This is a genomic window from Myxococcus sp. CA039A, from assembly GCF_013336645.1.
Classification (GTDB): Bacteria; Myxococcota; Myxococcia; order Myxococcales; family Myxococcaceae; genus Myxococcus; species Myxococcus llanfairpwllgwyngyllgogerychwyrndrobwllllantysiliogogogochensis.
In genome coordinates this window covers 1-22,780 of the sequence record NZ_JABUMQ010000175.1, presented here as the reverse complement: position 1 = coordinate 22,780, position 22,780 = coordinate 1, and the positions used below count along the sequence as shown (strand labels likewise).

Sequence of the window (22,780 nt, the reverse complement as noted above, 5' to 3'; positions counted from 1 at the left end):
GCCGAGGTGAGCGCCGAGCCGCCCCGCCCGGTCCTGACCCCCATTTCCCGTCCCGTCCGCGACGACGACATCCAGGAGGCGCGTCTTTCCTCTGGAGAGGACGATTCGCCGGCGGCCACGCTGCCTCCCGCGCCGGAGGTCCCCGACGCGCCCGCGATCACGGAAGTCAGCCGCGACGGCGCGCCGATGCAGGTCATCAAGCTCAATGACCTGAAGCGGATGAAGATCACGGACCTGTCCAAGATGGCCCACGACGTGGGCATCGAGAACTACCAGGGTCTGAAGAAGCAGGACCTCATCTTCGCGCTGCTCGGCGGCATCGCGGACAAGCGCTTCGAGGTCCACGCCGAAGGCGTGATGGAGATGCTCAGCGACGGCTTCGGCTTCCTGCGCAGCTCCGACAGCGACTACCAGCCCAGCCCGGACGACATCTACGTGTCTCCGTCGCAGGTGCGCAGGTTCAACCTGCGCCCGGGCGACACGGTGACGGGCCCCATCCGCCAGCCCCGCGAGGGCGAGCGCTTCTTCGCGCTCCAGAAGGTGGACAAGGTCAACTTCACGGACCCGATGTCGGACGCGGCGCGCGAGCGCATCCTGTTCGACAACCTCACGCCGCTGTATCCGACGCGCAAGCTCAAGCTGGAGCACGAGTCGTCGGAGATGACCACGCGCATCATCGACATGTTCTGCCCCATCGGTCTGGGACAGCGCTGCCTCATCGTCGCGCCGCCGAAGGCCGGCAAGACGGTGCTGCTGCAGAACATCGCGCACGCCATCAGCCGCAACCACCCGGACGTGTACCTCATCGTGCTGCTCGTGGATGAGCGCCCGGAAGAAGTCACGGACATGGAGCGCAGCGTGCGGGGCGAGGTCGTCTCCTCCACCTTCGACGAGCCCGCCACGCGGCACGTGCAGGTGGCGGAGATGGTCATCGACAAGGCCAAGCGCCTCGTCGAACAGAAGTACGACGTCTGCATCCTGCTCGACTCGATTACCCGTCTGGCGCGCGCCTACAACACGGTGGTTCCCGCGTCCGGAAAGATTCTCTCCGGCGGCGTGGACGCCAACGCGCTGCACAAGCCCAAGCGCTTCTTCGGCGCCGCGCGCAACATCGAGGAAGGCGGCTCGCTGACCATCATCGGCACCGCGCTCATCGACACCGGCAGCCGCATGGACGAGGTCATCTTCGAGGAGTTCAAGGGCACGGGTAACTCCGAAATCGTCCTGGACCGGAAGCTGATGGAGAAGCGCATCTTCCCGACGCTGGACATCAACAAGTCCGGCACGCGCAAGGAAGAATTGCTCTTGTCGCCGGGCGATCTCGTGCGCATCACTGCGCTGCGCCAGGTGCTCCACCCGTTCACTCCCATCGATGCGATGGAGTTCGTGCTCAAGCACATGCGTCCGACGCCGACGAACGCTGACTTCCTCGGCTCGATGAACCGGTAAGCCACCGCCCATCGGAGGGTCCATGTCTCGTCCCATGTTCGTCCGTCTGCTTCCCCTCTTCATCGGGATGTCACTCGGAGGTGGACTGGGATGCGATGTGGACCCCCTGGGGCCGCTGGATGACGCGCCGCCGGTGCTGTCCGACCGGACCTGCTACTCGGATGACGACTGTGTCGCCAATGCCTGCTGCGGGCTGGGGACCGCCGTCACCCACGCGGATGAAGGCCCGAGCTGTGGCGGTGTGAGCTGCACGGGCGGGTGCCCGGAAGGCTCCATCGACTGTGGCCGCTGCATCCCCTTCTGTCGTGGAGCACGCTGCGACGCCGCCTGTCAGTGAGGCGACTCCCGCGGCCTCACGCCTTTCATGCCGCCATGCGGGCTGCGAAGCTGGGGCGGTGACGACGACCGAACTGGAGTGAGAGCGGCGCATCGCGGAGCTGTGGGCCTCTTTCGACGGGGCTGCTCCCGGTGACTTCCTCGCCCGCGTGGAAGCGCTCTCGGCGGAGCTGCCGGTGGGGCATCCGCGAGCACTGTTCGAGCGGGCGTCGGCCCACGACTCACTCGGACAGGAAGCGCTGGCCGCGCCGCTGTATCGACAAGCCCTGGCCTCGGGACTGAGTGGCGGCCTGCGGCGCCAGGCCGTGATTCAACTGGCCAGCACGCTGCGCAATCTGGGCGAAGTGCAGGAGAGCGTCGCGCTCCTCACCGCCGAGCGGGCCGTCGGGTCCGATGAACTCGATGACGCTGTCTCCGCGTTCCTCGCGCTGTCGCTCGTGGATGCCGGACGCGAGCGGGAGGCGGTGGGGCTCGCGCTCGGTGCACTGGCGCGTCATCTGCCGCGCTACAACCGCTCTCTCTCGAACTACGCCAAGGCGCTCGGGGGCAGGGCTCCGTAGTCGTCTCGCGTGGGAGACGAAGGGGTGCTCAGGCCGCCGGAGTCCGCTGGCCGGTGACCGTGGCCGGCTCGGAGGAGGGGAGCGTCACCACGGGCTGCGGTTGCGCCTTGAGGCGGGCGTAGTCGAAGCAGGCCACGAGGATGGCGGTGATGGGCACGGCGAAGAGCGCGCCCACGAGGCCAAAGAGTCGTTCTCCCGCGATGAGCGAGAAGGCGACGATGACCGGATGGATGCGCGCGGCCTGCCCCATGATTTTGGGGTTGAGGAAGTACGCCTCCACCGCGTGGATGCCGATGATCCACACCAGGATGGCCAGGCCCTTCTTGAAGCCGTCCGCCATCGCGATGAGGACGATGGGCACCGAGCTGAGGATGGTGCCGAAGATGGGGATGAGGCTGAAGAACGTGGCGATGGTGGCCAGCAGGAAGGCGAACTTCACCCCGAAGAGCAGCAGCCCCACGAAGGTCAGCGCGCCGTTGACGACGCAGATGGTGACCTGGCCCCGCACCACGCCGGACAGCGAGCGGTCGATTCGCTCGGCGAGCTGCCTTGCGTCGTGCGCGTACTCGGCGGGCACCAGGGTGCCGCAGTACCGGCGGATGGCCTGGCCGTCGATGGAGAAGAAGGCCGCCACCATCAGCACGAAGAACAGCGTGAAGACGCCCGCGGCGACCCCGGCGATGATGCTGCGGGACACGCTGACGATGTCCCCCAGGTTCTCCTGCACCAGCGACGAGACGCGCTTCACCGTGTCACTCAGCAACTGCTCCAGGTCCAACGCGAGGCTGAAGTGCCCTCCGCCCGCGGCGTCGGCGCCTTCCAGGGCCCGGTTCGAGAGCGCCACGGGAATGCCGTAGTCGCTGAGCCACGCCTCCCCGCGCTGCGCGAGCACCTGCACCTGCTCCGGCGTGAGCGTGTTGGCCAGCGCCATCGTGTCCCGGCTGACGCGCGCCATCTCCCGGTAGAGCTGGGGGACCAGCGCCACCAGGAAGAGATACACGCCAACGAAGAAGCCCGCGTAGATGAGCAGGATGGCCGCCCAGTGGGGGACGTTGCGTCCGGCGACCTTCAGCCGGGTGATGCGAGAGACGAGCGGCTGCACCAGATACGCGATGAGCGCCGCGCCGGCGAAGGGCATCACCACCGAGCGGAACGTCACCAGGGCCGCCGCTACGACGAGCCAGAGTGCACCCAGGATGAGCAGGCGCTTGCGGCGGTCGGTGGTGGGCGTCGGAGGCGGGGTGTCCAGTGGCTGCAACATGCCTCGGGCTTACGGCAGTGCCCGCGCGCTGACAAGGCCCGGCGTCCCTGGTTCTCGCCCGCCCTCCGAGCCGGGGGGCTGCTCCGGTTCCAAGCGGGCGGAAAGTTCGAGGTCCCAGCTTCCTGACGAAGGGACCGCTCACGACTGCTTGTATCGACTGACTTCAAGCCCGGTCTTCAAGCAGACTTCGAGGGGTATTCCGCTGGCTCAGGAGGGGCGTGGTGGCAGGCAAGACCATCAAGTTGTTCTTCGTGGACGGGGACCCCAGTGGTTTGCGGGTTGCGGACGTCATGAACTGGGCGGGTATTGCCCTGGCCGTTCCGCGAAACCATCTGCCCCAGTTCAAGTCGCGCAAGGAGGCCGTGCGCCCGGGGGTGTACATCCTGCTCGGCGATGATCCGGACGCGGTGGGGGAGGTGCGTGGCTACATCGGTGAGACCGAAGCGCTCGGTCAGCGGCTGGCCCAGCATGCTCGGGACTCCTCGAAGGAGTGGTGGACCGAGGCGGTGGTCTTCACGTCGAAGGACGGCAACCTCACCAAGGCCCATGCGAAGCACCTGGAACTCGCGCTGCACACGCTCGCCAGCGAGGCGGCTCGGGTCAACCTGACGAATGGCGCCGCTCCTTCGGGCGCCGCGCTCCCTGAGTCGGACCTGGCTGACATGGAAGGCTTCCTCGAATACGTGCGGCTCACGCTTCCCCCGCTGTCTGGACGTGCGGGCCAGATGCTCGAGCCACGGAGTGGGACGCGGACGAGCGGGCCCGAGTTCACCTATTTGGTGCTCAAGGCGCAGGCTCGGATGCGGAGGTCCTCCGAGGGCTATGTCGTGCTGCGCGGTTCGACAGCGGTGCGGAAGCTGTCCGATTCCCTCTCGAAGGGATATCGGGCCATCCGCGAAGGGCTCGTTCGCGATGGCACTCTGACTCTTCGGGAATCCGATGACCTGATGGTCTTCAACTCGGATGCCGTCTTCACCAGCTCCTCGGCTGCGGCGGGAGTGGTCGCCGGCTCTTCCCAGAGCGGCCCCGCTGGGTGGCGACTGCCGGATGGGACGAGCCTGGGTGCCGTCGAGGCTGCTGAGCTCGAATAGCCATCGTCCGCGATGGCTCGGTTCGTTGCTCCTCGACTCGCGATACGAGACGTCGGAAGTCGCGCGTCAGGTCGCTTCCTATTGGCGCGGCCTGCTTACGCCTGGGCGCCCTGGGCGAGCCGGAGCTTCGTCTCCAGCTTGTCCAGGCAGATCTGCATCTGTTTGCGTTTGACGCGGCCCTCGGTGGCTTCTCCCAGGCTCAGCATCTGCTCCGTGAGCCAGCGCGCGAGGAACAACAGCGACAGCCGGTCCTCCGGCGCCAGTCCTCGTTCGAGGTAGCGCTTGTTGCGCATGTAGTCGTCGAACGCGTCCGTCTCGTGCATCAGCTCCCACCGCGTCAGTCGCAGCGCTTCGGTGTAGACGACCGGCGCTGGGCGCGGGTGATGCTCGGTGAACAGGGGGGCGAAATGGCCTCCCGTGTCCAGGTCCACCTCCTCCACCGGCGGCGGCCACTTCTGGAGGTCCTGCGCCAGCAGCTTCGCCACCTCCTCCACGAAGTGGTCCATGAGCGGCACGGGCTTCAGGTCGAAGAGGCGGTCCCAGCGCGAGGGCATGTTCCCTCTCTACCTCAAGAGGCGGACGGTGGCAGCGACACGGCGCGCAGACCCTGCGCGCATTCGCCATAACCCGCGACCAGCTCGCGCCGGATGACCTCGTAGACCGCCCGCCGGGTGAGCAGCTCTCCGTGGCCCACGTCGGGAAGTTCGTGGTTGAACACCTGCGGCTGCCCCTCCACGTCCAGCCGCGCCGATGCCCAGGGCGTGACTTCATCCATCTTCGAGTAGAGCGACGCCAGCCGCACGTTCCGCGGAAACGCCCCCATGCGCAGCTGCTTCAGGAACGGCGACACGGGCGTGAGTTGCCACATGCTGCGGCTGAACCACCCGAGCGTCGCGCACCCCAGGTACGCCAGCCGCGAACCCTTGTGCGGAGTGCCGAGCGTGATGAGGTTGCGCACCCGCGCATCTCCGCCCAGGCGCTTCACGTAATACATGCCGATGAGGCCCCCCTTCGAGTGGCCGACGATGCTCAGCGGCCCCATGTGCGGATAGCGCGTGTACATGCGCTCCACCTTCTCACTCACCTTCCGCGCCAGCGCGTCGATGCCGCACGTGTTGAACCGATCCAACGCTCCGCCCAGGTGGATGGACCAGACGGAATAGCCGTCACGCCGCAGCCTCTGCTCCAGCACCTCGAACACGCGGCGCGTGCTGAAGAAGCCATAGAGCAACAGCACCGGCCGGGGACAGTGCGTGAAGTCCGTCCTCCGGACGATGTGGTTGGCGCGTGCGTCCAGATGCAGATGGCCCGCGAGGTTTCGCAGTCGTCGTGTCCACCGGCGGTAGTGCGGAACGAGAGGATTCATGGCGCACTCGGTCGGCGCGAGGAGCGCCGTCCGGACACACCCTGTGAATCACGGCCTCGTTCCGCCGGGCTCGCGCGGGGGCCTCAACCCGCGAACGCGTGCTGCTCAACGTCCGGCGTCGGACGGCCCCGGCCCAGCGTCCGGAATTCCACCATCCCCCGTGCCTCCGTCCGTGCCGGCATCCGTCCCACCATCGCCCGGCCCCGTCACGCAGCACGCCGGAACCTTCGCGAAGTACAGCGCCGCCTGGGAGCAGAAGGCGCGGATGTCTCGGTGATGCGCGCCGCAGCCGGTGACGAAGCGGCCGTCCTCGCAGACGGGCTCGGGCGCCGTCGCCGGGTCACACGCCGTCAGGCTCCGCGCGCACACGGCCCGCGAGCGATAGAAGCGCGCGTCGCTCCGGTCTCCCGGCACGACGGTGCAGGTGGTGCCCTGGTCGCACTCCTGGAAGATGGCGCCGGTGGAGCAGGGGCCCACCGTGCAGGCCGTCTCGCAGTTGAGCGCCTCCGAGTCGTCACAGCGAGGAGCCTGGGAGCACGGGTCACCGTCCGAGCAGGCGGAGACGAGAAGGGCGAGCAGCAGCGACGGCAGGAAGCGCGGCAAGGGGAGCCTCGAAGGGGGTCAGGTGAAGCGCTCCAGGAAGTTCATCAGGATTCGCCTCCCAGCGGGAGTGGGAGTCAGGCCCGCGAGCAATCGGGGCACCTGCGCACCGGGCGGAATCCCCCGCGCCACGGCCTCCTGCTCCAGTCCCTCCTGACGCGCGTGGATGACGGCGCGCAGGGCGTCCGGCGCCGCTTCCGGGTGGAATTGCACGCCTCGGACCTTCGGGCGGAACGCCAGCGCCTGCGCGGCCGTGTTGGCGTTGCCCGCGAGCACCGTCGCGCCCTCGGGCACCTGCGCGACGATGTCCTCGTGCGTGGCCTGGGCGGCGAAGACCTCCGGCACCCCGTCGAACAGCGCGTCCCGACGCCCCGCCTCGGTGAGCCTCACCTCCACCGTCCCCGTCTCCCGGCCCTGCGGATTTCGCGCCACGTGTCCACCGTACGCACGCGCGAGCAACTGATGACCAAAACACACGCCAAGCACCGGCGTGCCCTTCTCCCCGGCCTCCACCATGAAGTCCGCGACGCGCTCCATCCACGGCTCCAACCGCGTCACCGACAGAGGGGAGCCCGTCATCATCACCGCGTCGTACGCATGCGCGTCCCGTGGCAACGGCGCGTCGCGGTGCACCGGGAGGATGTCGAAGCGATGGCCCTCCAGTCCGATGGTGCCCAGGAACCAGTGCTCGTAATCACCGACGGTGAGGCGCACGGACTCAGCAGCCTCGCCGGCTTTCAGCAACAAGACGTTCTTCACCACCGCAGGTTGCCGCGTCTGGACGTCATTCCTACCCTGTCGTGCCACCTGTGTTCGCTCCTGGCCAATCTGTCTGGAACGCCCCTGTGCGCCCCGAGGAATCCCCATGCTAGACGCCCGCTCGCTCTCCCCCCGGCTGCCCGTCCTGCAACTGCTCATCGATGGGCAGGGCGTGGACCCCCTCGAAGGGGGCTCGCTCCCGGTGGTGAATCCCGCCACGGGTGAGAAGGTGTGCGATGTACCCAGCGCCACCGCCGCCGACGTGGACCGCGCGGTGAAAGCCGCCCGTCGCGCCTTCGAGTCCGGCCCGTGGAGCAAGATGTCCGCCCGGGAGCGCGGCAAGCTCATCCGCAAGCTGGCCGACCTGCTGTGGCAGCGCCGCGAGGAGTTCGCGCTCGTCGAGTCGCTCAACAACGGCAAGACCTTCCGCGACGCCGTCCGAGGCGACGTGGCCCCGGGTGCCGGCACGCTCGCGTACTTCGCGGACTGGGCGGACAAGATTCATGGCGAGGTGCTCCCGGTGGACGGCCCCTTCCACACCTACGTGCTCAAGGAGCCGGTGGGCGTGGTGGGCCTCATCGTCCCGTGGAACTACCCCACGTGCATCCTCTGCTGGAAGCTGGGGCCCGCGCTCGCCGCGGGCTGCACGGTGGTGGTGAAGCCCTCCGAGATGACGCCGCTGACGGCGATGAAGCTGGGCGCGCTCGCGCTCGAGGCGGGCTTTCCTCCCGGGGTCCTCAACGTCGTCACCGGCTACGGGGACCCCGCGGGCGAGGCGCTCGCGCGGCACCCGGACGTGGACAAGATTTCCTTCACCGGCTCCGGTCGCACCGCGCGCCGGCTGATGCAGGCGTCGGCGGGCAGCAACCTCAAGAAGCTGACGCTGGAGCTGGGCGGCAAGAGCCCGCAGGTCATCTTCTCCGACGCGGACCTGGAGCGCGCCGTGGAGGCGTGCTTCTGGGGCATCTTCGGCAACAAGGGCGAGACGTGCAACGCGGGCAGCCGCGTGCTCGTGCAGGACGGCATCTACGACGACTTCGTGGCCCGGCTGGCGGACCGCGCGCGCAAGCTGCGCGTCGGAGACCCGTTGGACCCGTCCACGGAGATGGGCGCGCAGGTGAGCCAGAAGCAGCTCGACACCATCCTCGGCTACGTCGAGAGCGGCCGTCAGCAGGGCGCGAAGCTCCTGGCCGGTGGTGAGCGCGACACGGAGAGCGTCAAGGCGAAGGGCTACTTCATGCGGCCCACCATCTTCGGCGACGTGAAGCCGGACATGAAGATTGCCCAGGAGGAGATTTTCGGACCGGTGCTCAGCTGTCTGCGCTTCCGCGATGACGCGCAGGCGCTGGAGCTGGCCAACGGCACGCTCTACGGCCTGGCCGCCTCGCTGTGGACGCGCGACGTGGCGAAGGCGCACGCGCTGGCTCGCAAGGTGAAGAGCGGCGTGGTGTGGATCAACTGCTTCAACGAGTTCGACGATGCCGCGCCGTTCGGCGGCTACAAGGAGTCCGGCTGGGGCCGCGATTTGTCGCACCACGCGCTGGATGGCTACCTCCAGTGCAAGGCGGTGTGGACGCGCCTGCCGACGGACACCTGAGCATTCCCTCACCCCAGGAAGGAAGGTCCCGATGCCGACCCGTCCCAAGGCGAAGGTACTCACGCATCCGACCGTGGCTCGCAGGGCTCGCGCGAAGGAGCGCGGTGGCCCCGTGCGCGGCGCCGCCGTGCCCCGGGACTCGGGCGGCACCGACACGCTCAAGCGCTGGCTCGACGACAACGGCGTGAAGAAGGTGAAGGTCGGCGCCATCGACATCGACGGTGTCTGGCGCGGCAAGTACATCTCCCTGGAGAAGTTCCTCAGTGCCGCCAAGGGCGGCCTGGGCTTCTGCGACGTCGTCTTCGGATGGGATTTGGGCGACGAGCTGCTGGACAACACCCAGGTGACGGGCTGGCACACCGGCTACCCGGATGCGCACGCGACGGTGGACGTGACGACGGGGCGGGTGATTCCGTGGGAGCCCGACACCGCGGCCTTCCTGCTGGACTTCGTCAACCCGGACGGCACGCCCTTCGAGGCCAGTCCCCGGCAGTTGCTCCAGAAAATCGCCGCTCGCGCACGGGAGCAGGGCTACCTGCCTCGCTTCGGGGCCGAGTACGAGTTCTTCATCTTCAAGGAGCAGCCGGACACGCTGAAGCAGAAGGGCTTCCAGGACCTCACGCCGCTGACGCCCGGCATGTTCGGCTACTCGTGGCTGCGCACGTCGCAGAACGCGCCGCTGGTGCATGCGCTCATCGACGGGTGCAACGGCTTCGGCCTCAACATCGAGGGCTTCCACACCGAGACAGGGCCCGGCGTCTTCGAGGCGGCCATCCGCTATGACGACGTGGAGCGCTCCGCGGACAAGGCGGCCCTCTTCAAGACGGTGGTGAAGGAGCTGTGCGCGCGCCAGGGCCTCACCGCGTGCTTCATGGCGAAGGTGAACGCGAAGCTGCCAGGGTGCTCGGGGCACGTGCACCAGTCGCTCTGGGACCTGAAGGGCGAGCACAACCTCTTCCACGAGGAAGGCTCGCCGCACGGCATGAGCCGCCTCATGCGCCACTACATCGGCGGGCAGATAGCGCTGATGCCGGAGCTGACGGCGCTCTACTGGCCCACCATCAACAGCTACAAGCGCAGCGTGGAGAACACCTGGGCGCCCACCACCGCGGCGTGGGGTCTGGAGAACCGCACCTGCGCCGTGCGCGTCATCGGTGAGAACGCCAAGGCGATGCGCATCGAGTACCGCCAGCTCGGCGCGGACATGAACGCGTACATCGGCATGGCGGCGAGCCTGGCCGCGGGCCTGTGGGGCATCGAGAACGAAATCGAGCCGCCCCCCGCGTGCAACTCCAACGCGTACGCGTCCCACGAGGCCGCGCCGCTGCCGCGCAATTTGAGAGATGCCGTGGCCCTGCTCAAGCAGAGCGAACGCGCCCGGGAAATCCTGGGCGAGGGCTTCGTGGACCACTTCGTGCGCACGCGCGAGTGGGAGGTGCGCCAGTACGAGCGCGCCGTCACGAGCTGGGAGTTGGAGCGCTACCTGGAGCTCATCTGATGAGCCCGAGGGAGGAACCCGCGATGAAGCCGTTCGACATTCCCGCTGAGCCCCGTATCACCGAGATGGCGTGGCCCACCCGCATCGTCCTGGGCGCGGGCGCGCTCCAGCGACTGCCCGCCCAGGCGCAACGCTTGAACATGAAGCGCCCGTTGCTGGTGACGGACGCGGGCGTGGTGAAGGCGGGGCTCGCCTCCCGCGTGCTCGAAGTCTTGAAGACGGCGGGCCTGGCGTGCGCCGTCTTCGACGGCGTGGAGCCCAACCCCACCGAGAAGGACGTCTTCGCCGGCCTGGAGGTCTATCGCCACCACAACTGCGACGGGCTCATCGCGCTGGGCGGAGGCAGCGCGCTGGACGCGGGCAAGCTGGTGCAACTGCTCACCACCCACGAGCCTCCGCTCAGTCGCTATGACGACGCGAAGGGCGGGGACCAGTACGTGAAGGACGACCTGCCTCCGCTCATCGCCATTCCGACGACGGCGGGCACGGGCTCGGAGGTGGGCCGCTCGGGCGTGGTGACGCTGGCGGACACTGGGCGCAAGACGGTGATTTTCAGCCCGGCCCTGCTGCCTCGCGCCGCCATCGTCGACCCGGGGCTGACGCTGGGACTTCCTCCCGGCGTCACCGCGGCCACCGGCATGGATGCCTTCACGCACTGCCTGGAGGCGTACCTGGCCAATGGGTTCCATCCGCTGGCGGACGCGGTGGCCATCGACGGCATCCAACGCGTGAGCCGCTCGCTGGTGACCGCGGTGAGGGAAGGCACGGACCTGGCGGCGCGCACGGACATGATGATCGCCGCGATGCAGGGCGCCATGGCCTTCCAGAAGGGACTGGGCGCGTGTCACGCGCTGGCGCATGCGCTGACGCCCATCTCCGGCGTACACCATGGCCTCGCCAACGCCGTCGTGTTGCCCGTGGTGATGGAGTTCAACCGCGCTTCGAGCACGACGCGGCTGGCGCGCGTGGCCGTGGCGATGGGGGATACCTCCAATGCCCGTGAGGACGTGCTCGCGAGCAACGCCATCGACCGGGTGCGCAAGCTCAACGCGGCCATCGGCATCCCCACGCGGCTTCGCGACGTGGGCGTCAAGGAAGAGGACCTGCCGAAGATCGCCGACAAGGCCTTCCAGGACGCCTCGCACCTGAGCAACCCGCGCAAGGTGGTGGAGGCCGACCTGCTGGCCATGGCCCGCGAGGCCTGGTGATTCAGCGTCGTTCCGGGGGAGGCGAGCGCCTCCCTCGGGGTGACGGACCGCTCAGTTGCCCTGGTCCGAGGCCGCCGGCAGGACGCCGGTGGTGCCGCCGTCTCCGAGCACCGTGGCGCCCAGGTCCTTCTCGCTCACCGAGCCAGGGCCGGAGTCGGTGACTTCGCCGTGCGAGCCCACCACCGCGCCGGTCATCTCCGCGGTGCCTTCCTCGGGAACGAAGTCCAGCGTCTCTACGTAGACGCGCCCGGGCAGGCGCAGGTCCATCGCGTTGATGCGCTCCTGGCCGCGCAAGTCATAGAGCTGCTGCGCGACGGGGCCCGCGGGGATGCGGTCGTCGGAGAAGAAGATGTAGACCTTCACCTTCCCCTCCTGCGTCGGGACGCGGAAGCTGGTGTTCGCGATGGGCTTGTTCGAGTCGCACCGGATGGAGCGGTTCTCCCGCGTCAGCGTGAGCTGACGGATGACGCCCTTCTGGGACACCGTGTAGAGCATGCAGTAGGGGAGCTGCCCGGCGGAGGGGATGACCTCCATCGTCGCGGGTCCCGTCTTGCGAATCTGCGCGCGCGTGGGCCGGTCGTCCTTGCTGCCGTTCTGACAACCCGCGCTCATCGCGGCCACTGTGAGCCATGTACTCCAGCGCTTCATGTGTCCCTCCCGGGGGCGTGGAAGAACCACCGTTCGCGGCTCCAGCCTACTTCGAGCCTCGTGCTCCAGGGAGGTCCTGGCGTCCGCTCGCGCACTCTCCGGCGGCCCCAACGACCGCCAGTTCACATCCTCGCTCCAAGGACTCTCCGACGAGCGCCCGGCCCTCACGGGCGCGCCGCGTCTCAGGGACCTTGTAATTTGCGCAGTGCGTCGAGTGCTTCCTGGAGGCCGACGCCGAGGAAGAGCAGCAGCGTGGCGACGAGCGCGGCGTTGGTGAGCCAGCCATTGCGCAGCGAGCCCACCCAGGCGCGTCGGTTGTTCATCCACAGCAGGGTGGCGGCGAGCAGCGGCATGAACAGTGCGCCGACCACGGCGTAGGCCAACTGCGCGCGCTGGAGCGGCGCCCAGAGCATGGGCAGCGGGACGATGGCGAGCGCGACCAGGTACAGCCGCCACGCGCGGGTGGTGCGCAGGTCCACGGTGGGCCCCGGCGGGCCTTTGCGGTGGATGCGCAGGAAGTCCGCGAAGAGGTAGGGGATGCCCTCCCAGACGCCCAGCAGGCTGGAGAAGACGGCGCCCCAGAAGCCCGCGAGGAACACCCAGTAGCCGGCGGGACCGATGACCGCCTCCAGCCGCGAGGCGAGCAGCGACGCCACCTTCAGGCCGGTGCCCTCCAGGCGCAGCGTCGAGCCGATGATGACCATGGCCGCGCCGAACATCCCCGTCAGCGCGTAGCCCACGGTGAGGTCCGCCTGACAGGTCTTCAAGCCGAGTGGACCCTCGCGGCCCTTCTCTCGAATCCAGTAGCCATACGACAGCATCGTCACCGTGCCGCCCACGCCGCCGAGCAGACCCAGCACCCACACGGTGCTCTTGTCGGGCAGGGAGGGAATCACGAGCCCACGCGCGGCGGCCGCCCAGTCGGGTTGCGAGGCCACGGCGGTGAAGAGGACCGCGCCGAACATCAGCGCGATGCAGGCCGCCATCAGCTTCTCGAAGAGGCGGAACCCGCCGAGCCCGACGAGCGCGAGGCCGACCAGCGAGTGAATCACGCCCCAGATGCGCCGGGACGTCTCCGGGTCTCCACCCAGTGGCCACAGCGCGTCGCCCGCCGCGCCACACGCGGAGATGAGCGCGCCGCCCGTGAAGAAGCTCCAGCCCAGCAGATAGATGAAGAAGACATTGCGCAGGCCCGGGCCCAGCCGCGCCCAGCCCTCCAGCAAGGTGGTGCCGGTGGCGAGCTGCCAGCGCGCGACGCCTTCGTTGAGGAAGCCCTTGAGCACCGAGCCCACGACGGCGGCCCACAAGATGGCCACACCCACGGCCGAGCCTCCCAGGCTCGCGGTGAGCAGGTCTCCCGCGCCCACGCCCGTGGCGGCGACGAGGATGCCGGGCCCGAAGCGAGCCATCAGCCCGGGCCTCGCGGGAGCGGCGGACTGCGCGGAGGAAGGTGCCGGGCTTTCCATGGGGCCCCGAAAGGCTACCACCCCCAGATGAGCGACATCGTCATGGAGCCCGAGCAGTCATGCAGCGGCGGGCGTGGACCGCCTCTCATGCCGAGCTGGGCCTGAATCGTCTTCCACTCGTCGATGAAGGATTGGTGTGCCGCCACCTCCTGACGTGAGGTGACGTGCGTGGCTCCCGGCTCGGCCAGCTTGGTCTGGAGGAACTGGGCCTGCTGGTGGAGCTCGTTCGCCGCGCTCGCGAGCCGCTCGGTGCTCAAGGGGCGAGGATGGGGCAGGTGAGGGTCCTCGGTCGCGTGACACTCCTCGGCGCGCGTCAACAGCTCACCCAGGCTCTCGAAGGTGCTCTGGGAGAACGCGACGCGGACGAAGGTGTTGGGGTGGGTGGACAGCTCGGTCATGGAATCGCGCAATCGCGCCAGCGCGGACCAGCCGAGCCAGACGGACGCTTCCGGGTCCTGGGCCTCCAGATTGACGACCCACTTCGAATGGATGTCCCGCGCGTCCATGCCAACGAGTCTGGCACGACTCCTCAGGCCAGGTCTGGAAAGGCCTGTTCGATGAGGTCCGCGGCGCGCCCCGCGCCCCCCGACTTCTTCGCCGGGGAGCGTGGGCTGACGTCCGCTCAGGGCATGTCGGGGCTCATCCCCGGGCACTTGCCGGGCTTCATCTGGTCCGCCGTCTTGTGGACCTCGCTGCTGAGCTGCTTCTGCTTGGACGGGTCCATCGCGGTGTAGACGATGATGACGCCATCCGGCGTGTCCTGGACGCTCGCGCTGGAGGGCATGGTCGGCGCGCCCGCCATGCCGGAGCCACCCATGCCGGTGTCGTCCAGGCCGTCCTGCTCTTCCAATGGGCTGTCACCCAGGTCCTCGCGCTGGGCCTCCTGCATGGGCGTCTCCTGCTGCGCGCGCTGGGTGCTCTCCGCCTGCTCGTGGAGCATGGCCCGGCTGCGCTGCTGGAGCTCCGCCACCTGCGTCGGCTCCGGCGTGCTGATGATGAGCGCCACGCCTTCGGGCACGTCCTGGGCGCGGGCCATGGCGCCCGAGACGGACATGGGACAGTTGGGCTCGGAGACGCCCTTGTGGTGCTTGCCATGGTGCTCGTCGCCCGGCGGTGGTGGCTGTGGCCCCATGTCAGGGGGGACTGCCTCCGCGGTGGCCGGTGGAGGCGGCTGGGCGGGCGGAGGCTGGGTGCTGGCCTGCGGCTCGGCGCCCTGGGATTGAGAGCCCCGCTTGGAGCAGCCGACCGAGAAGCAGAGCGCCGCGGACACGGCGAGAATCGACGGAAGCCTGGACAGATGCATGTGGAAGTCCCCCCGGGCGTAAGCCCTTCTCGCGGAAGGTGGGCAGGGGGACCGGGCGTCGGCAATGCGACCGCATCCAGGGTCGCCCGGCGGCCCCGCCCGGCGGACGGTGGTGTCTATCCAGGGGGAGACGCGCCCCCAGGCGACCTTCGCCATCGAACGCGTCGCCAGAGAAGGCCAGGTGCGGTGGATGGGCCGCGTGATGACTCGCCAACGCGGGTGCGGCTCCTGTCTGCTCGCCTCGTTCATTGCGCAACACGCTGTCTTTCATGTCGGCATCCAAATCCATGGCCACCTCCGTCACATCTGGGTGCGTGCGCGGGCCTCCGGCTGGGAGGCTCGACCGCCATGAAAGGTTTGGTATGAGAAGGCTCGCGGTGCTCGACCTGGATGGGACGCTGACGCCAGACACCCTCGGCGCGTTGCTGGTGAGGGAATTGCTGGCACGAGGTGCCTGCGAGGCTGAGATGGGGCAGGGCTTCCTGTCGGCCCTGGCGCGTCACCGTGCGGGGTGTCAGGACTTCTACACCACCGTCGCTGAAGTCTACCAAGGGCTGGGGCGAGCCGTGGCGGGGGTGGCTGTCTCCAGCGTCGAGCGCGCGGCGGAGGAGGTCTGGGCTCATGCCCAGGGGCGAATGTTTGGCTTCGTACGCCCGCTCGTGCGGATGCTCGAGGCGGAGGGCTTTCTGGTGGCCCTCGTCTCCGGCAGTCCCATCGAGGTCGTCCAGTTGGTGGCCAACGACCTGGGCATCGATGTCTTCCGGGGCGCGGTGATGGGCATCCGGCACAATCGCTACACCGGGCGCGTGCTCCAGGGCCCCGGCCTGATGGGCGGAAAGCCGCGCATCCTCCGGGAGCTGGAGGCGCTTCATGAGGTCTGTCTGGCGGCGTCGCTCGCCATGGGCAACTCACCTTCCGACGGGGAGGTCTTCGGGTTGGTCGGGTTGCCGGTGGCCTTCGAGCCCTCCGATGAATTGGCGGGACTCGCGGCGCGCAACGGGTGGTGCGTCGTGGACCGGCATGACGTGTTGCGAGTCCTCCTCCGGCTCCTGTCGCGCTCCGCGGGTGGGGAGGATTCTCTCGAGCCCGGGTGAGCGTCGTCTGGGCGTGCCCATGGCGCGTGGCGTTGAGGCGCTGGGTGCCTTTGGGGTGAATGGGTTTCCGGGTTGCTATTGCAGTGTGATGGAATGATTGCGTCTGTGGCGTGGTGGCGGTTGCCTTTTGTGTGTATGTTTTGTGGGGCGTGCTGCTGTCTGGTTAGTGTTCGGCTCTCCCTCACCCAAGGAGAGCGTGATGCGCGGAAGAACTGGCGTCCTGGCGGTGGTGCTGTCGTTCGCGGTGCTGTCGGCCTGTGGTGGTATCGAGGACACGAGCCCTCCGGAGGCTGCGCTGGGCCAGCAAGAGGCGGGCATCGACAGGTGTGGCAATGGCGTCTGCTATGCGTCGGAACTCGGGACGTGTCCCCAGGACTGCAATTACCCCGGGTACTGCGGTGACAATCTGTGCCGAGGCCCTGAGGGACAGAACTGCCCGTCGGACTGTACGGGTGGCTGCTTCCTCCCCGAGGAGAGCGACCCGAGGGAGCCCGAGTCGTTCATCGACAGGTGTGGCAATGGCGTCTGCTATGCGTCGGAACTGGAGACGTGTCCCCAGGACTGCAATTACCCCGGGTACTGCGGTGACAATCTGTGCCGGGGCCCTGAGGGGCAGAACTGCCCGTCCGACTGCACCGGTTGCTGACCCTCCAGGAGGGGCTTCGGTGTTGGCCGAAGCGCTCCTCGCCGAGCGGGTCCCGTGCATCCGGCACGGGGCCCGTTGTCCCTACCGTGACTCGGGCCGGACGTAGACGACCACTTGGGGTGTCTCGTCCAGGTACAGGCCCGTCGCCGGCGTGCGCGTGCCGAACGCCTGCCACGTCTGGAACTCGTACTCGCGAAACTCCTGGTGGTACTGGTACGCGACGACGTCCGCGTCGAAGGGACTGCCCACCGCGCGCAAGTCAGGCCGGAGCATGCCGTTGCGCTGGTAGTCGCGGAACGAGCCGCCGTGCACCTCATGCAGGAACAGCCGCGCGCCCGGCTTCGCGTGCTCGTTGATCCACGGCAGCACGCCGGTGACATGGCTGGACCAGAACTGGCGCTGCATCCCCAGTGTCGCCGCGCCCGGCGCGCCTCCCGCGAGTTCCGAGTAGGCCGCCGTCCCGTAGGGGAACACGCGCGCTGAGTACACCAGCGCGGGCGTCAGCAGCAGCGCGAACACGGCCACCGCCACGGAGGCACCCGGCAGCGAGGGCCAGCGGCCCCGGAGTCGCTCCACCAGCGCCGCGCAGCCCCGGGACACGGCCTGCCCTGAGAGCAGGCCCAGGAACACCATGGACGGAAACCAGTGCTTCACCCCGCCGAAGTGCGGCACCTGGGGATGGCTGATGATGAGGATGGACGTCACCGCGTTCACCCCGACGAGCGCCTCGGCCATCGTCAAGGGGCGCACCCAGGCGCGCGTCCGCTCCCACTGCCCCAGCACCACCCGCGCCGCCAGCGCGACGAAGCCCGTCACCATGGGCGCCATGAGGCTGGTGGGTACCGTGAGCGCCGTCTTCACCAGCACGTAGGACAGGGGGAAGGGCGGCTCGCGCAGCAGCGTGCCCAGATAGAACCAGGCGTAGTGGTTGTGCTTCGCGTGGAAGGCCAGGTACCACGCAGTGCGGTCCACCGGCTGGTGCCAGAGGTAGGGCCAGTGCAGGTAGAAGATGATGGGGCCGAGCACCGCCATCGCCGCCACCGGCACCAGCGCCCGCGTCACGGGCGCGCTGACCTTCTCCAGGCCCTTGAGCGTCCACGCGCCGCCCGCCGCGAGGCCCACGAACAGCAGCGTGTGGGGACTGAGCAGCAGGAACTTCTTCTGGAAGCCCTCGCCGCCGCCCAGCGACAGCACGATCAGCCCGTAGAACACCGCCACCGCGGTGAACAGGCCCACGAAGCGAAGCAGCCACCCGCGTGCCTGTGGCTCACCCTCGCTCGCGGTCCACGCCCGCCACAGCGCGAAGGGCGTCAGCACGAAGGGCAGGAACAGCGCGTTGTGCTTGGCGGCCAGCGCCAGTCCGAAGGCCACGCCGCAGGCGACTCCCCAGCGCGTGTCTTCCAACGCCCGCCAGAAGCAATACACGACGAGCAGCCACAGCGCGGCGACGGGCAGGTCGAAGCACGCCAGCTCCGCGTTGAAGTACTGACGCGGCACCAGCATGAAGGCGAGCGCGGCGAACAACCCGGCCGTGCGCCCATACAGCGCGCTGCCGAACAGGAAGCTCAGCGCGGGCACCAGCGCGGCGAGGGCGAAGGCCGGCAGCCGGAACGCGGTGGCCGAGCGCATCCACCCCAGCGTGTCGTGGAAGAGCAGGTGGCTCAGTCCGAACAGCGTCTTCATCAGCGCGGGGTGCTCGTGGTTGTAGTCCCACGCGCGGACGATGGCCGCGTCCGTCAGCGCCTTCGCCGGTGAGTGGAAGAGCTGCCGGAACCAGCCCGCGTAGCCCTCCGCCGCGGCGAAGTAGACGCTCTCGTCGCGCGTGAAGCCCACCGCGGACTCCGTCCACCACAGCGCCACGAAGGCCAGCGCCCACAGCGCCCACGCCAGTCGCTTCTCATCCCGGGTGGCGGGCCTGCCCATCATCCCTTCACCCCCACCGCCGGCTCCACCGCCAGCACGTCCAGACACACCGCCCGCCGGTCCGGATTCTCCGAGCGGACCCAGACCTTCACGGTGCGCGCCTCGCCCGAGGGCAGGTGGACCTCCGACTTCTTCACGCCCTCCTGGCCCGGCGGTATCGCCACTTCCAACAGCCGCGCGCCGCTGGCCGCGTCGTCCACGCCCAGCATGGCGGTGGTCAGCCGCGCGTCCTTGGGAAAGGCGTACTCGAAGATGATGCCGCCCTCCAGCCGCAGGCCCACGTCACCGGGCACGCCGTCCAGCTCCGCCACCAGTCGCTTCGCTCCACCCGGAGCGGGCATCCACAGGCAGCGGCGCGGCTCGTAGAGGATTTCGTGCCACTCCCGCGCGACATACACGTTGCCGGGGCCCGGGCAGCGGTGCGCCGTTCCATCGAAGGGACACTTCTCGCGCGAGCCGTCGTCGGACTCCAGATACACCCGGGCGCGAGCGACGGCGTCCGCGGCATCGAAGCGGCGCGGCCGGTGACGGCCATTCTCGTAGAGCGTCAGCGACAGCGGCCCCTCGCGGGTGGCGGTGCCCACCGCGCGGCGCTCCGGGAGGAAGCCCGCGAGAAAGGCGGCTTCGTCCGAGCGAGGCAGCTCCGGCTGGCCCAGCACCCAGATGCGCGGATGCGCGGAGAGGTCATCCCGGTCCGAGCCCAGGTAGCCGTAGACGGGCAGGGACGGAGGCAGGAAGAGGCGGGCGCGCTCCGCCCACCAGGGGAAGAGGAGGACGGCGTCACCGGGCCGGGCCTCCGTCTTCAGACGCTCCGCCACCGCGCGGTAGCTCTCCTCGGAGGGGAGCTTGCCCGGCAGCCGCAGGTGGAAGAGCAGACTCAGGAGCGCGACCAGCAAGAGGCCCCCCAGCTCCACGAGGGGCAGCGCGCGTGTGACGCTAGGACTTCGCAAGGCGAATCTTCTGCTCGCTCTTTTCCCGGCAGAAGGTGCAGAAGATGGGCTCGCCCGAGGAGAACGACGGCGTCCAGGGCGGGTACATCGAGCACCGCGGGTCCAGGCAGTGGTGCAGCTCCCAGAGGTGGCCGAGCTGGTGGAGCGCGTGGCGGGCCACGGGTTTGAAGCCGACCTCCAAATCCTTGTGGGGCAGCAGGGTGATGACGGCGCGGTCCTTGCCCTGGCGCGCGAAGCCCGGGGTGGGCGCCACGCCGCTGGGCAGCTCGCGCTCCTTCAGCTTGCGCGAGGTGAGCAGCAGCACCTTGTCATCCTGGTAGGCGCGAATGCCCTTCACCTGGTCCAGCAGCTTCTCGGCGTCGAGCGGCTCGCCGAGCCCGGGAGGAATCTCCGCGGTGCCGGAGTGCTCGCTGCCCACGCCGAACGCCGTGTAGAGCGTGCGGTTGAGCTTGGCGAGCTGCTTGTCGTCGAAGGGGTCCAGCGTCACGACGCGAATCACGGGGCGTCACCTCGGCGCAAAGGGCCCTCGGGAGGGGGCCATGAGCACCGCCCCCGGGACTCGGGTGTCGACTGTCAGTCCTCGCCACCCTCGGCGGGCTTCGCCTTGGGCGGACGGCCACGCTTCTTGGGCGCGGCGGGTTCGGCGCCCTCCGCCTCGGGCGGCTTGGCCTTGGGCGGACGGCCGCGCTTCTTGGGCGCGGGGGCTTCGGCGCCGGGCGGAGGAGCCTCCGGCTTCGGCTTCGGCGGACGGCCGCGCTTCTTCGGGGCGGCGGGCTCGGCGCCCTCGGCTTCCGCGGGCTTGGCCTTGGGCGGACGGCCGCGCTTCTTGGGCGCGTCTTCGTCGGAGGACTTCTCCTCGGACTCCTCGCCCTCTTCCTCGGAGGAGGTCTCTTCCTCGGACTCGGAGGCCTCGGCCTGCGGCTCCTCGTCGGAGGGCAGGTCCAGGTCTCCGTCGAGCCCCAGCAGGTCGCCATCCAGACCCAGGTCGTCTTCTTCTCCGCGCGCGAACTCGGCGGCGGTGCGCTTGGGGCGCTCGCGGCCGGGCGGGAAGAGGACGATGTCGATGGCGTCCTCGGCGTTGACCTCGGCGGTCCCGAGCGCGGCGGCGACCTCCGACACCAGCAGGTGCCGGGCGTTGTCGTACAGCTCGCGCTCCTTGGTGGGCAGGGGCCGCAGCTCGCTGAGGATCTGGAGATCCTTCACGACTTCGGCCAGTCCCAGGATGCCGCCCTGGGTCATCCGGTCCAGGTTGGTGCGAGCGCGCTGCTTCCAGTCCAGGTCGGCCTTGTCACCGTCCGAGCGCAGGAAGGCGAAGACGCTCTTCACGTCCTCGGCATTGGCGACCTTGCGCACGCCGATGGCGACGATCTTGGCCTGGGGCACCATGACGACGGCGCCGTCTTCCTCGCGGCGCATCGTGACGAAGACGAGGCTCTGACCGGCCACGACCTTCGTATCGATGGCGGTGACGCGGCAGACACCCTGATTCGGATAGACGACCCGGTCGCCGACCGCGAGCTGGTTGAGTGACGCGGACCCTTCAGGCATGTCCCCCTCACGGGCAGATGGACGTCAAAGGAGGCCCGGGCTTAACACCGAGTCGCGCTCGACGCCACGAGATTACCGGTGAACCGACGCCGTGCGTTCGCCCGTTCGCTGTGCCTCCAAAAGGATGCCCAGAAGCTCCTTCTGCCGCGCGTCCAGCGCCGCCTCCACCTGCGCCTGCGTCGGCTCCGCTTCCGTGCTCCCTGGCCGCGCATCCACGCGACCGGACAGCCCCACCGTCCCCAGCACCACCGCTCCTACAACGGCCACTGCCACCAGTTTCAACATGTTGAGCCCTCCTTGTCGCTCAGGGTAGGGGGAGGGCCCGGAGGATCAACTTTTCGGCGACAGGCCGCTGCACGGCTGTAGCAACCTGCTAGCGGGTGGGGCGCTCGTTTCGCCGCTCTGGAGGGGCGGTGGGGATGACCTCCAGGAGGAGGGTGCCGGTGTTGTCGGCCAGGTTGTCGTCCGGGAAGGCGAGCTGGAGCCAGGATGCTCCCCTGAGCCGCGAGGGCTGGCCCACTTCCAGGAGCGCCAGGCCACTGGGCGAGCCGTCGGGGCCCTGGTCCGTGCCCACCAGGCCGAGCACCCGTCCCACCGGACCTCCACTCAAGCCCCGCGTCCGGGCGGGCTCGGCAGTGTAGCGCAGCACCACCTCGTAGGTGGTGCCCGGGTCCAACGCGTGGAGGGTGAAGCGGTCCGCGCGCGAGAGCTTCACGGCATGGTGGCGCGCATCCAGTCGGAACGGCGGATGGGTGGGGCCGCCCAATTCCCGCACCCGTACCTGGAGCCCGCCACGGTTGTCGTCGCGACGTGCGTCCAGCGCGAAGACATAGAGGACGGAGGCGTGGCGGATGAGCTGCTCCTCGGGGCCGAGCAGTCCGAAGGACTCGTGCGAGGACAGCTCTCCGTCGCCTTCCAGGAAGTAGCCGGCGTGCTCCACGGCCATCGGTCCACCCAGGGACATCCGTCCTTCGGTGTGCACCAGGTAGGTGCGGGCCGGGTCCAACGGCACGCGCGCGGCGGACGTCACCGGGACGCGGAAGGCGTGGCTCACGGCGGACAGACGCAGGGCTCCGGGGGCCCAGTCCGCGTCCTGGAGCGGAGGGGCATGGGCGGCCCTGGCCGCGGCGAGGGCGGCGGCGCCTGAGGCGGGAGTGTTCAGTCGTGGACGGAGGTGCGCGTGGACGGCGAGGGTGTTTCCCCGCTCGGCGCGCACCACCTGACTCCACGGCACCATGCCGGGGATGTGGACCTCCAGCAGGTGCTCGCCGTCCGCAGGCAGGTGCGTGAGGAGGGCGGGGGTGACGGAGCCCAGCGTCCTGCCATCCACGCGAATGGTGGCGCCGGGGGGCGAGGAGCTGAGCTCCACGGAGAAGGTGCCGTTGCGCCCCAGGGCCATCACCACGAGCGCCACGCCCACGGCGGCCAGCACGGGCGCGCCCAGCGCCACGGCGCGGGGCAGCCGGAAGCCAGGGCG

General features: G+C 69.1%; 24 protein-coding genes. 9 read left to right on the top strand and 15 right to left on the bottom strand.

All coding sequences use genetic code 11. From position 1 onward, the window contains the following. The 3 genes from rho to HR086_RS27010 all read left to right on the top strand — a co-directional run. On the top strand, positions 1-1,449 hold a 1,449-nt coding region (gene rho / locus HR086_RS27020), incomplete at its 5' end, for a transcription termination factor Rho (protein ID WP_254626487.1). A gap of 22 nt (positions 1,450-1,471) precedes the next feature. Further along, entirely contained in the window at positions 1,472-1,786 is a 315-nt protein-coding gene (locus HR086_RS27015) for a hypothetical protein (protein WP_141645929.1), read from the top strand. A gap of 148 nt (positions 1,787-1,934) precedes the next feature. Next, entirely contained in the window at positions 1,935-2,345 is a 411-nt protein-coding gene (locus tag HR086_RS27010; RefSeq protein WP_217441968.1) for a tetratricopeptide repeat protein, read from the top strand. Positions 2,346-2,373: 28 nt separating this feature from the next. Here the strand turns inward: HR086_RS27010 and HR086_RS27005 are convergent, their stop codons facing one another. Continuing rightward, positions 2,374-3,606: an AI-2E family transporter gene (locus HR086_RS27005; RefSeq protein WP_174467071.1), complete on the bottom strand. Its 1,233-nt coding sequence runs from the start codon at positions 3,604-3,606 to the stop codon at positions 2,374-2,376. Between the two features lie 221 nt (positions 3,607-3,827). Between HR086_RS27005 and HR086_RS49585 the strand changes: the two genes are divergently transcribed. After that, positions 3,828-4,697, top strand: coding sequence for a GIY-YIG nuclease family protein (locus HR086_RS49585; RefSeq protein WP_174467070.1), 870 nt, complete (start codon positions 3,828-3,830; stop codon positions 4,695-4,697). 95 nt (positions 4,698-4,792) lie between these two features. Here the strand turns inward: HR086_RS49585 and HR086_RS26995 are convergent, their stop codons facing one another. From HR086_RS26995 to HR086_RS26980, 4 genes are all read right to left on the bottom strand, one after another. Then, positions 4,793-5,251, bottom strand: coding sequence for a hypothetical protein (locus HR086_RS26995; RefSeq protein ID WP_174467069.1), 459 nt, complete (start codon positions 5,249-5,251; stop codon positions 4,793-4,795). A 14-nt stretch (positions 5,252-5,265) separates the two neighbouring features. Then, positions 5,266-6,063 carry a triacylglycerol lipase gene (locus tag HR086_RS26990; protein WP_174453121.1) on the bottom strand — a complete coding sequence of 266 codons (798 nt, stop codon included), beginning with the start codon at positions 6,061-6,063 and terminating at the stop codon, positions 5,266-5,268. Positions 6,064-6,168: 105 nt separating this feature from the next. Then, positions 6,169-6,666 (bottom strand): hypothetical protein, encoded by a 498-nt coding sequence (locus HR086_RS26985; protein WP_174453122.1) that lies wholly within the window; start codon positions 6,664-6,666, stop codon positions 6,169-6,171. A gap of 18 nt (positions 6,667-6,684) precedes the next feature. Further along, positions 6,685-7,470, bottom strand: a complete 786-nt coding sequence (locus HR086_RS26980) for a glutamine amidotransferase (protein ID WP_371823488.1) — start codon at positions 7,468-7,470, stop codon at positions 6,685-6,687. Positions 7,471-7,528: 58 nt separating this feature from the next. Here HR086_RS26980 and HR086_RS26975 point away from each other — a divergent pair, with 58 nt between their 5' ends. From HR086_RS26975 to HR086_RS26965, 3 genes are read left to right on the top strand one after another with little or no spacing between them, the layout of a single operon-like run. Continuing rightward, the gene (locus HR086_RS26975) at positions 7,529-9,019 is read left to right on the top strand and encodes an aldehyde dehydrogenase family protein (RefSeq protein WP_174453124.1); all 1,491 of its coding nucleotides are present in this window, start codon (positions 7,529-7,531) and stop codon (positions 9,017-9,019) included. 31 nt (positions 9,020-9,050) lie between these two features. Beyond that, the gene (locus HR086_RS26970; protein WP_174453125.1) at positions 9,051-10,517 is read left to right on the top strand and encodes a glutamine synthetase family protein; all 1,467 of its coding nucleotides are present in this window, start codon (positions 9,051-9,053) and stop codon (positions 10,515-10,517) included. 23 nt (positions 10,518-10,540) lie between these two features. Beyond that, positions 10,541-11,725, top strand: coding sequence for an iron-containing alcohol dehydrogenase (locus tag HR086_RS26965; RefSeq protein ID WP_174467068.1), 1,185 nt, complete (start codon positions 10,541-10,543; stop codon positions 11,723-11,725). Between the two features lie 51 nt (positions 11,726-11,776). On the opposite strand, the gene HR086_RS26960 is transcribed toward HR086_RS26965, so the two are convergent. From HR086_RS26960 to HR086_RS26945, 4 genes are all read right to left on the bottom strand, one after another. Continuing rightward, entirely contained in the window at positions 11,777-12,373 is a 597-nt protein-coding gene (locus HR086_RS26960; protein ID WP_246137497.1) for a hypothetical protein, read from the bottom strand. Between the two features lie 182 nt (positions 12,374-12,555). Then, entirely contained in the window at positions 12,556-13,839 is a 1,284-nt protein-coding gene (locus tag HR086_RS26955; protein ID WP_174467067.1) for an Nramp family divalent metal transporter, read from the bottom strand. A 14-nt stretch (positions 13,840-13,853) separates the two neighbouring features. Next, complete coding sequence (locus tag HR086_RS26950; RefSeq protein ID WP_174461496.1) at positions 13,854-14,345, bottom strand: hypothetical protein; 492 nt, start codon at positions 14,343-14,345, stop codon at positions 13,854-13,856. Positions 14,346-14,461: 116 nt separating this feature from the next. Continuing rightward, positions 14,462-15,142 (bottom strand): hypothetical protein, encoded by a 681-nt coding sequence (locus HR086_RS26945; RefSeq protein ID WP_174467066.1) that lies wholly within the window; start codon positions 15,140-15,142, stop codon positions 14,462-14,464. A 362-nt stretch (positions 15,143-15,504) separates the two neighbouring features. Here HR086_RS26945 and HR086_RS26940 point away from each other — a divergent pair, with 362 nt between their 5' ends. Together HR086_RS26940 and HR086_RS26935 are read left to right on the top strand one after the other, a co-directional pair. Then, positions 15,505-16,236 (top strand): HAD family phosphatase, encoded by a 732-nt coding sequence (locus HR086_RS26940; protein WP_174467065.1) that lies wholly within the window; start codon positions 15,505-15,507, stop codon positions 16,234-16,236. A 199-nt stretch (positions 16,237-16,435) separates the two neighbouring features. After that, positions 16,436-16,882, top strand: a complete 447-nt coding sequence (locus HR086_RS26935) for a hypothetical protein (RefSeq protein WP_174467064.1) — start codon at positions 16,436-16,438, stop codon at positions 16,880-16,882. A gap of 81 nt (positions 16,883-16,963) precedes the next feature. On the opposite strand, the gene HR086_RS26930 is transcribed toward HR086_RS26935, so the two are convergent. From HR086_RS26930 to HR086_RS26905, 6 genes are all read right to left on the bottom strand, one after another. After that, positions 16,964-18,808, bottom strand: coding sequence for a glycosyltransferase family 39 protein (locus HR086_RS26930; RefSeq protein WP_174467063.1), 1,845 nt, complete (start codon positions 18,806-18,808; stop codon positions 16,964-16,966). Beyond that, positions 18,805-19,755 (bottom strand): hypothetical protein, encoded by a 951-nt coding sequence (locus HR086_RS26925; protein ID WP_174467062.1) that lies wholly within the window; start codon positions 19,753-19,755, stop codon positions 18,805-18,807. Before HR086_RS26925 ends, HR086_RS26930 begins: the two co-directional genes overlap by 4 nt. Continuing rightward, entirely contained in the window at positions 19,742-20,254 is a 513-nt protein-coding gene (locus HR086_RS26920; protein WP_141645914.1) for a hypothetical protein, read from the bottom strand. Before HR086_RS26920 ends, HR086_RS26925 begins: the two co-directional genes overlap by 14 nt. Before the next feature lie 74 nt (positions 20,255-20,328). Then, positions 20,329-21,303, bottom strand: a complete 975-nt coding sequence (locus HR086_RS26915; RefSeq protein ID WP_141645913.1) for a CarD family transcriptional regulator — start codon at positions 21,301-21,303, stop codon at positions 20,329-20,331. A gap of 72 nt (positions 21,304-21,375) precedes the next feature. Further along, positions 21,376-21,588: a hypothetical protein gene (locus HR086_RS26910; protein ID WP_141645912.1), complete on the bottom strand. Its 213-nt coding sequence runs from the start codon at positions 21,586-21,588 to the stop codon at positions 21,376-21,378. 88 nt (positions 21,589-21,676) lie between these two features. Next, positions 21,677-22,780: PEGA domain-containing protein (locus HR086_RS26905; protein ID WP_174467061.1), on the bottom strand; the 1,104-nt coding region annotated here is incomplete at its 5' end.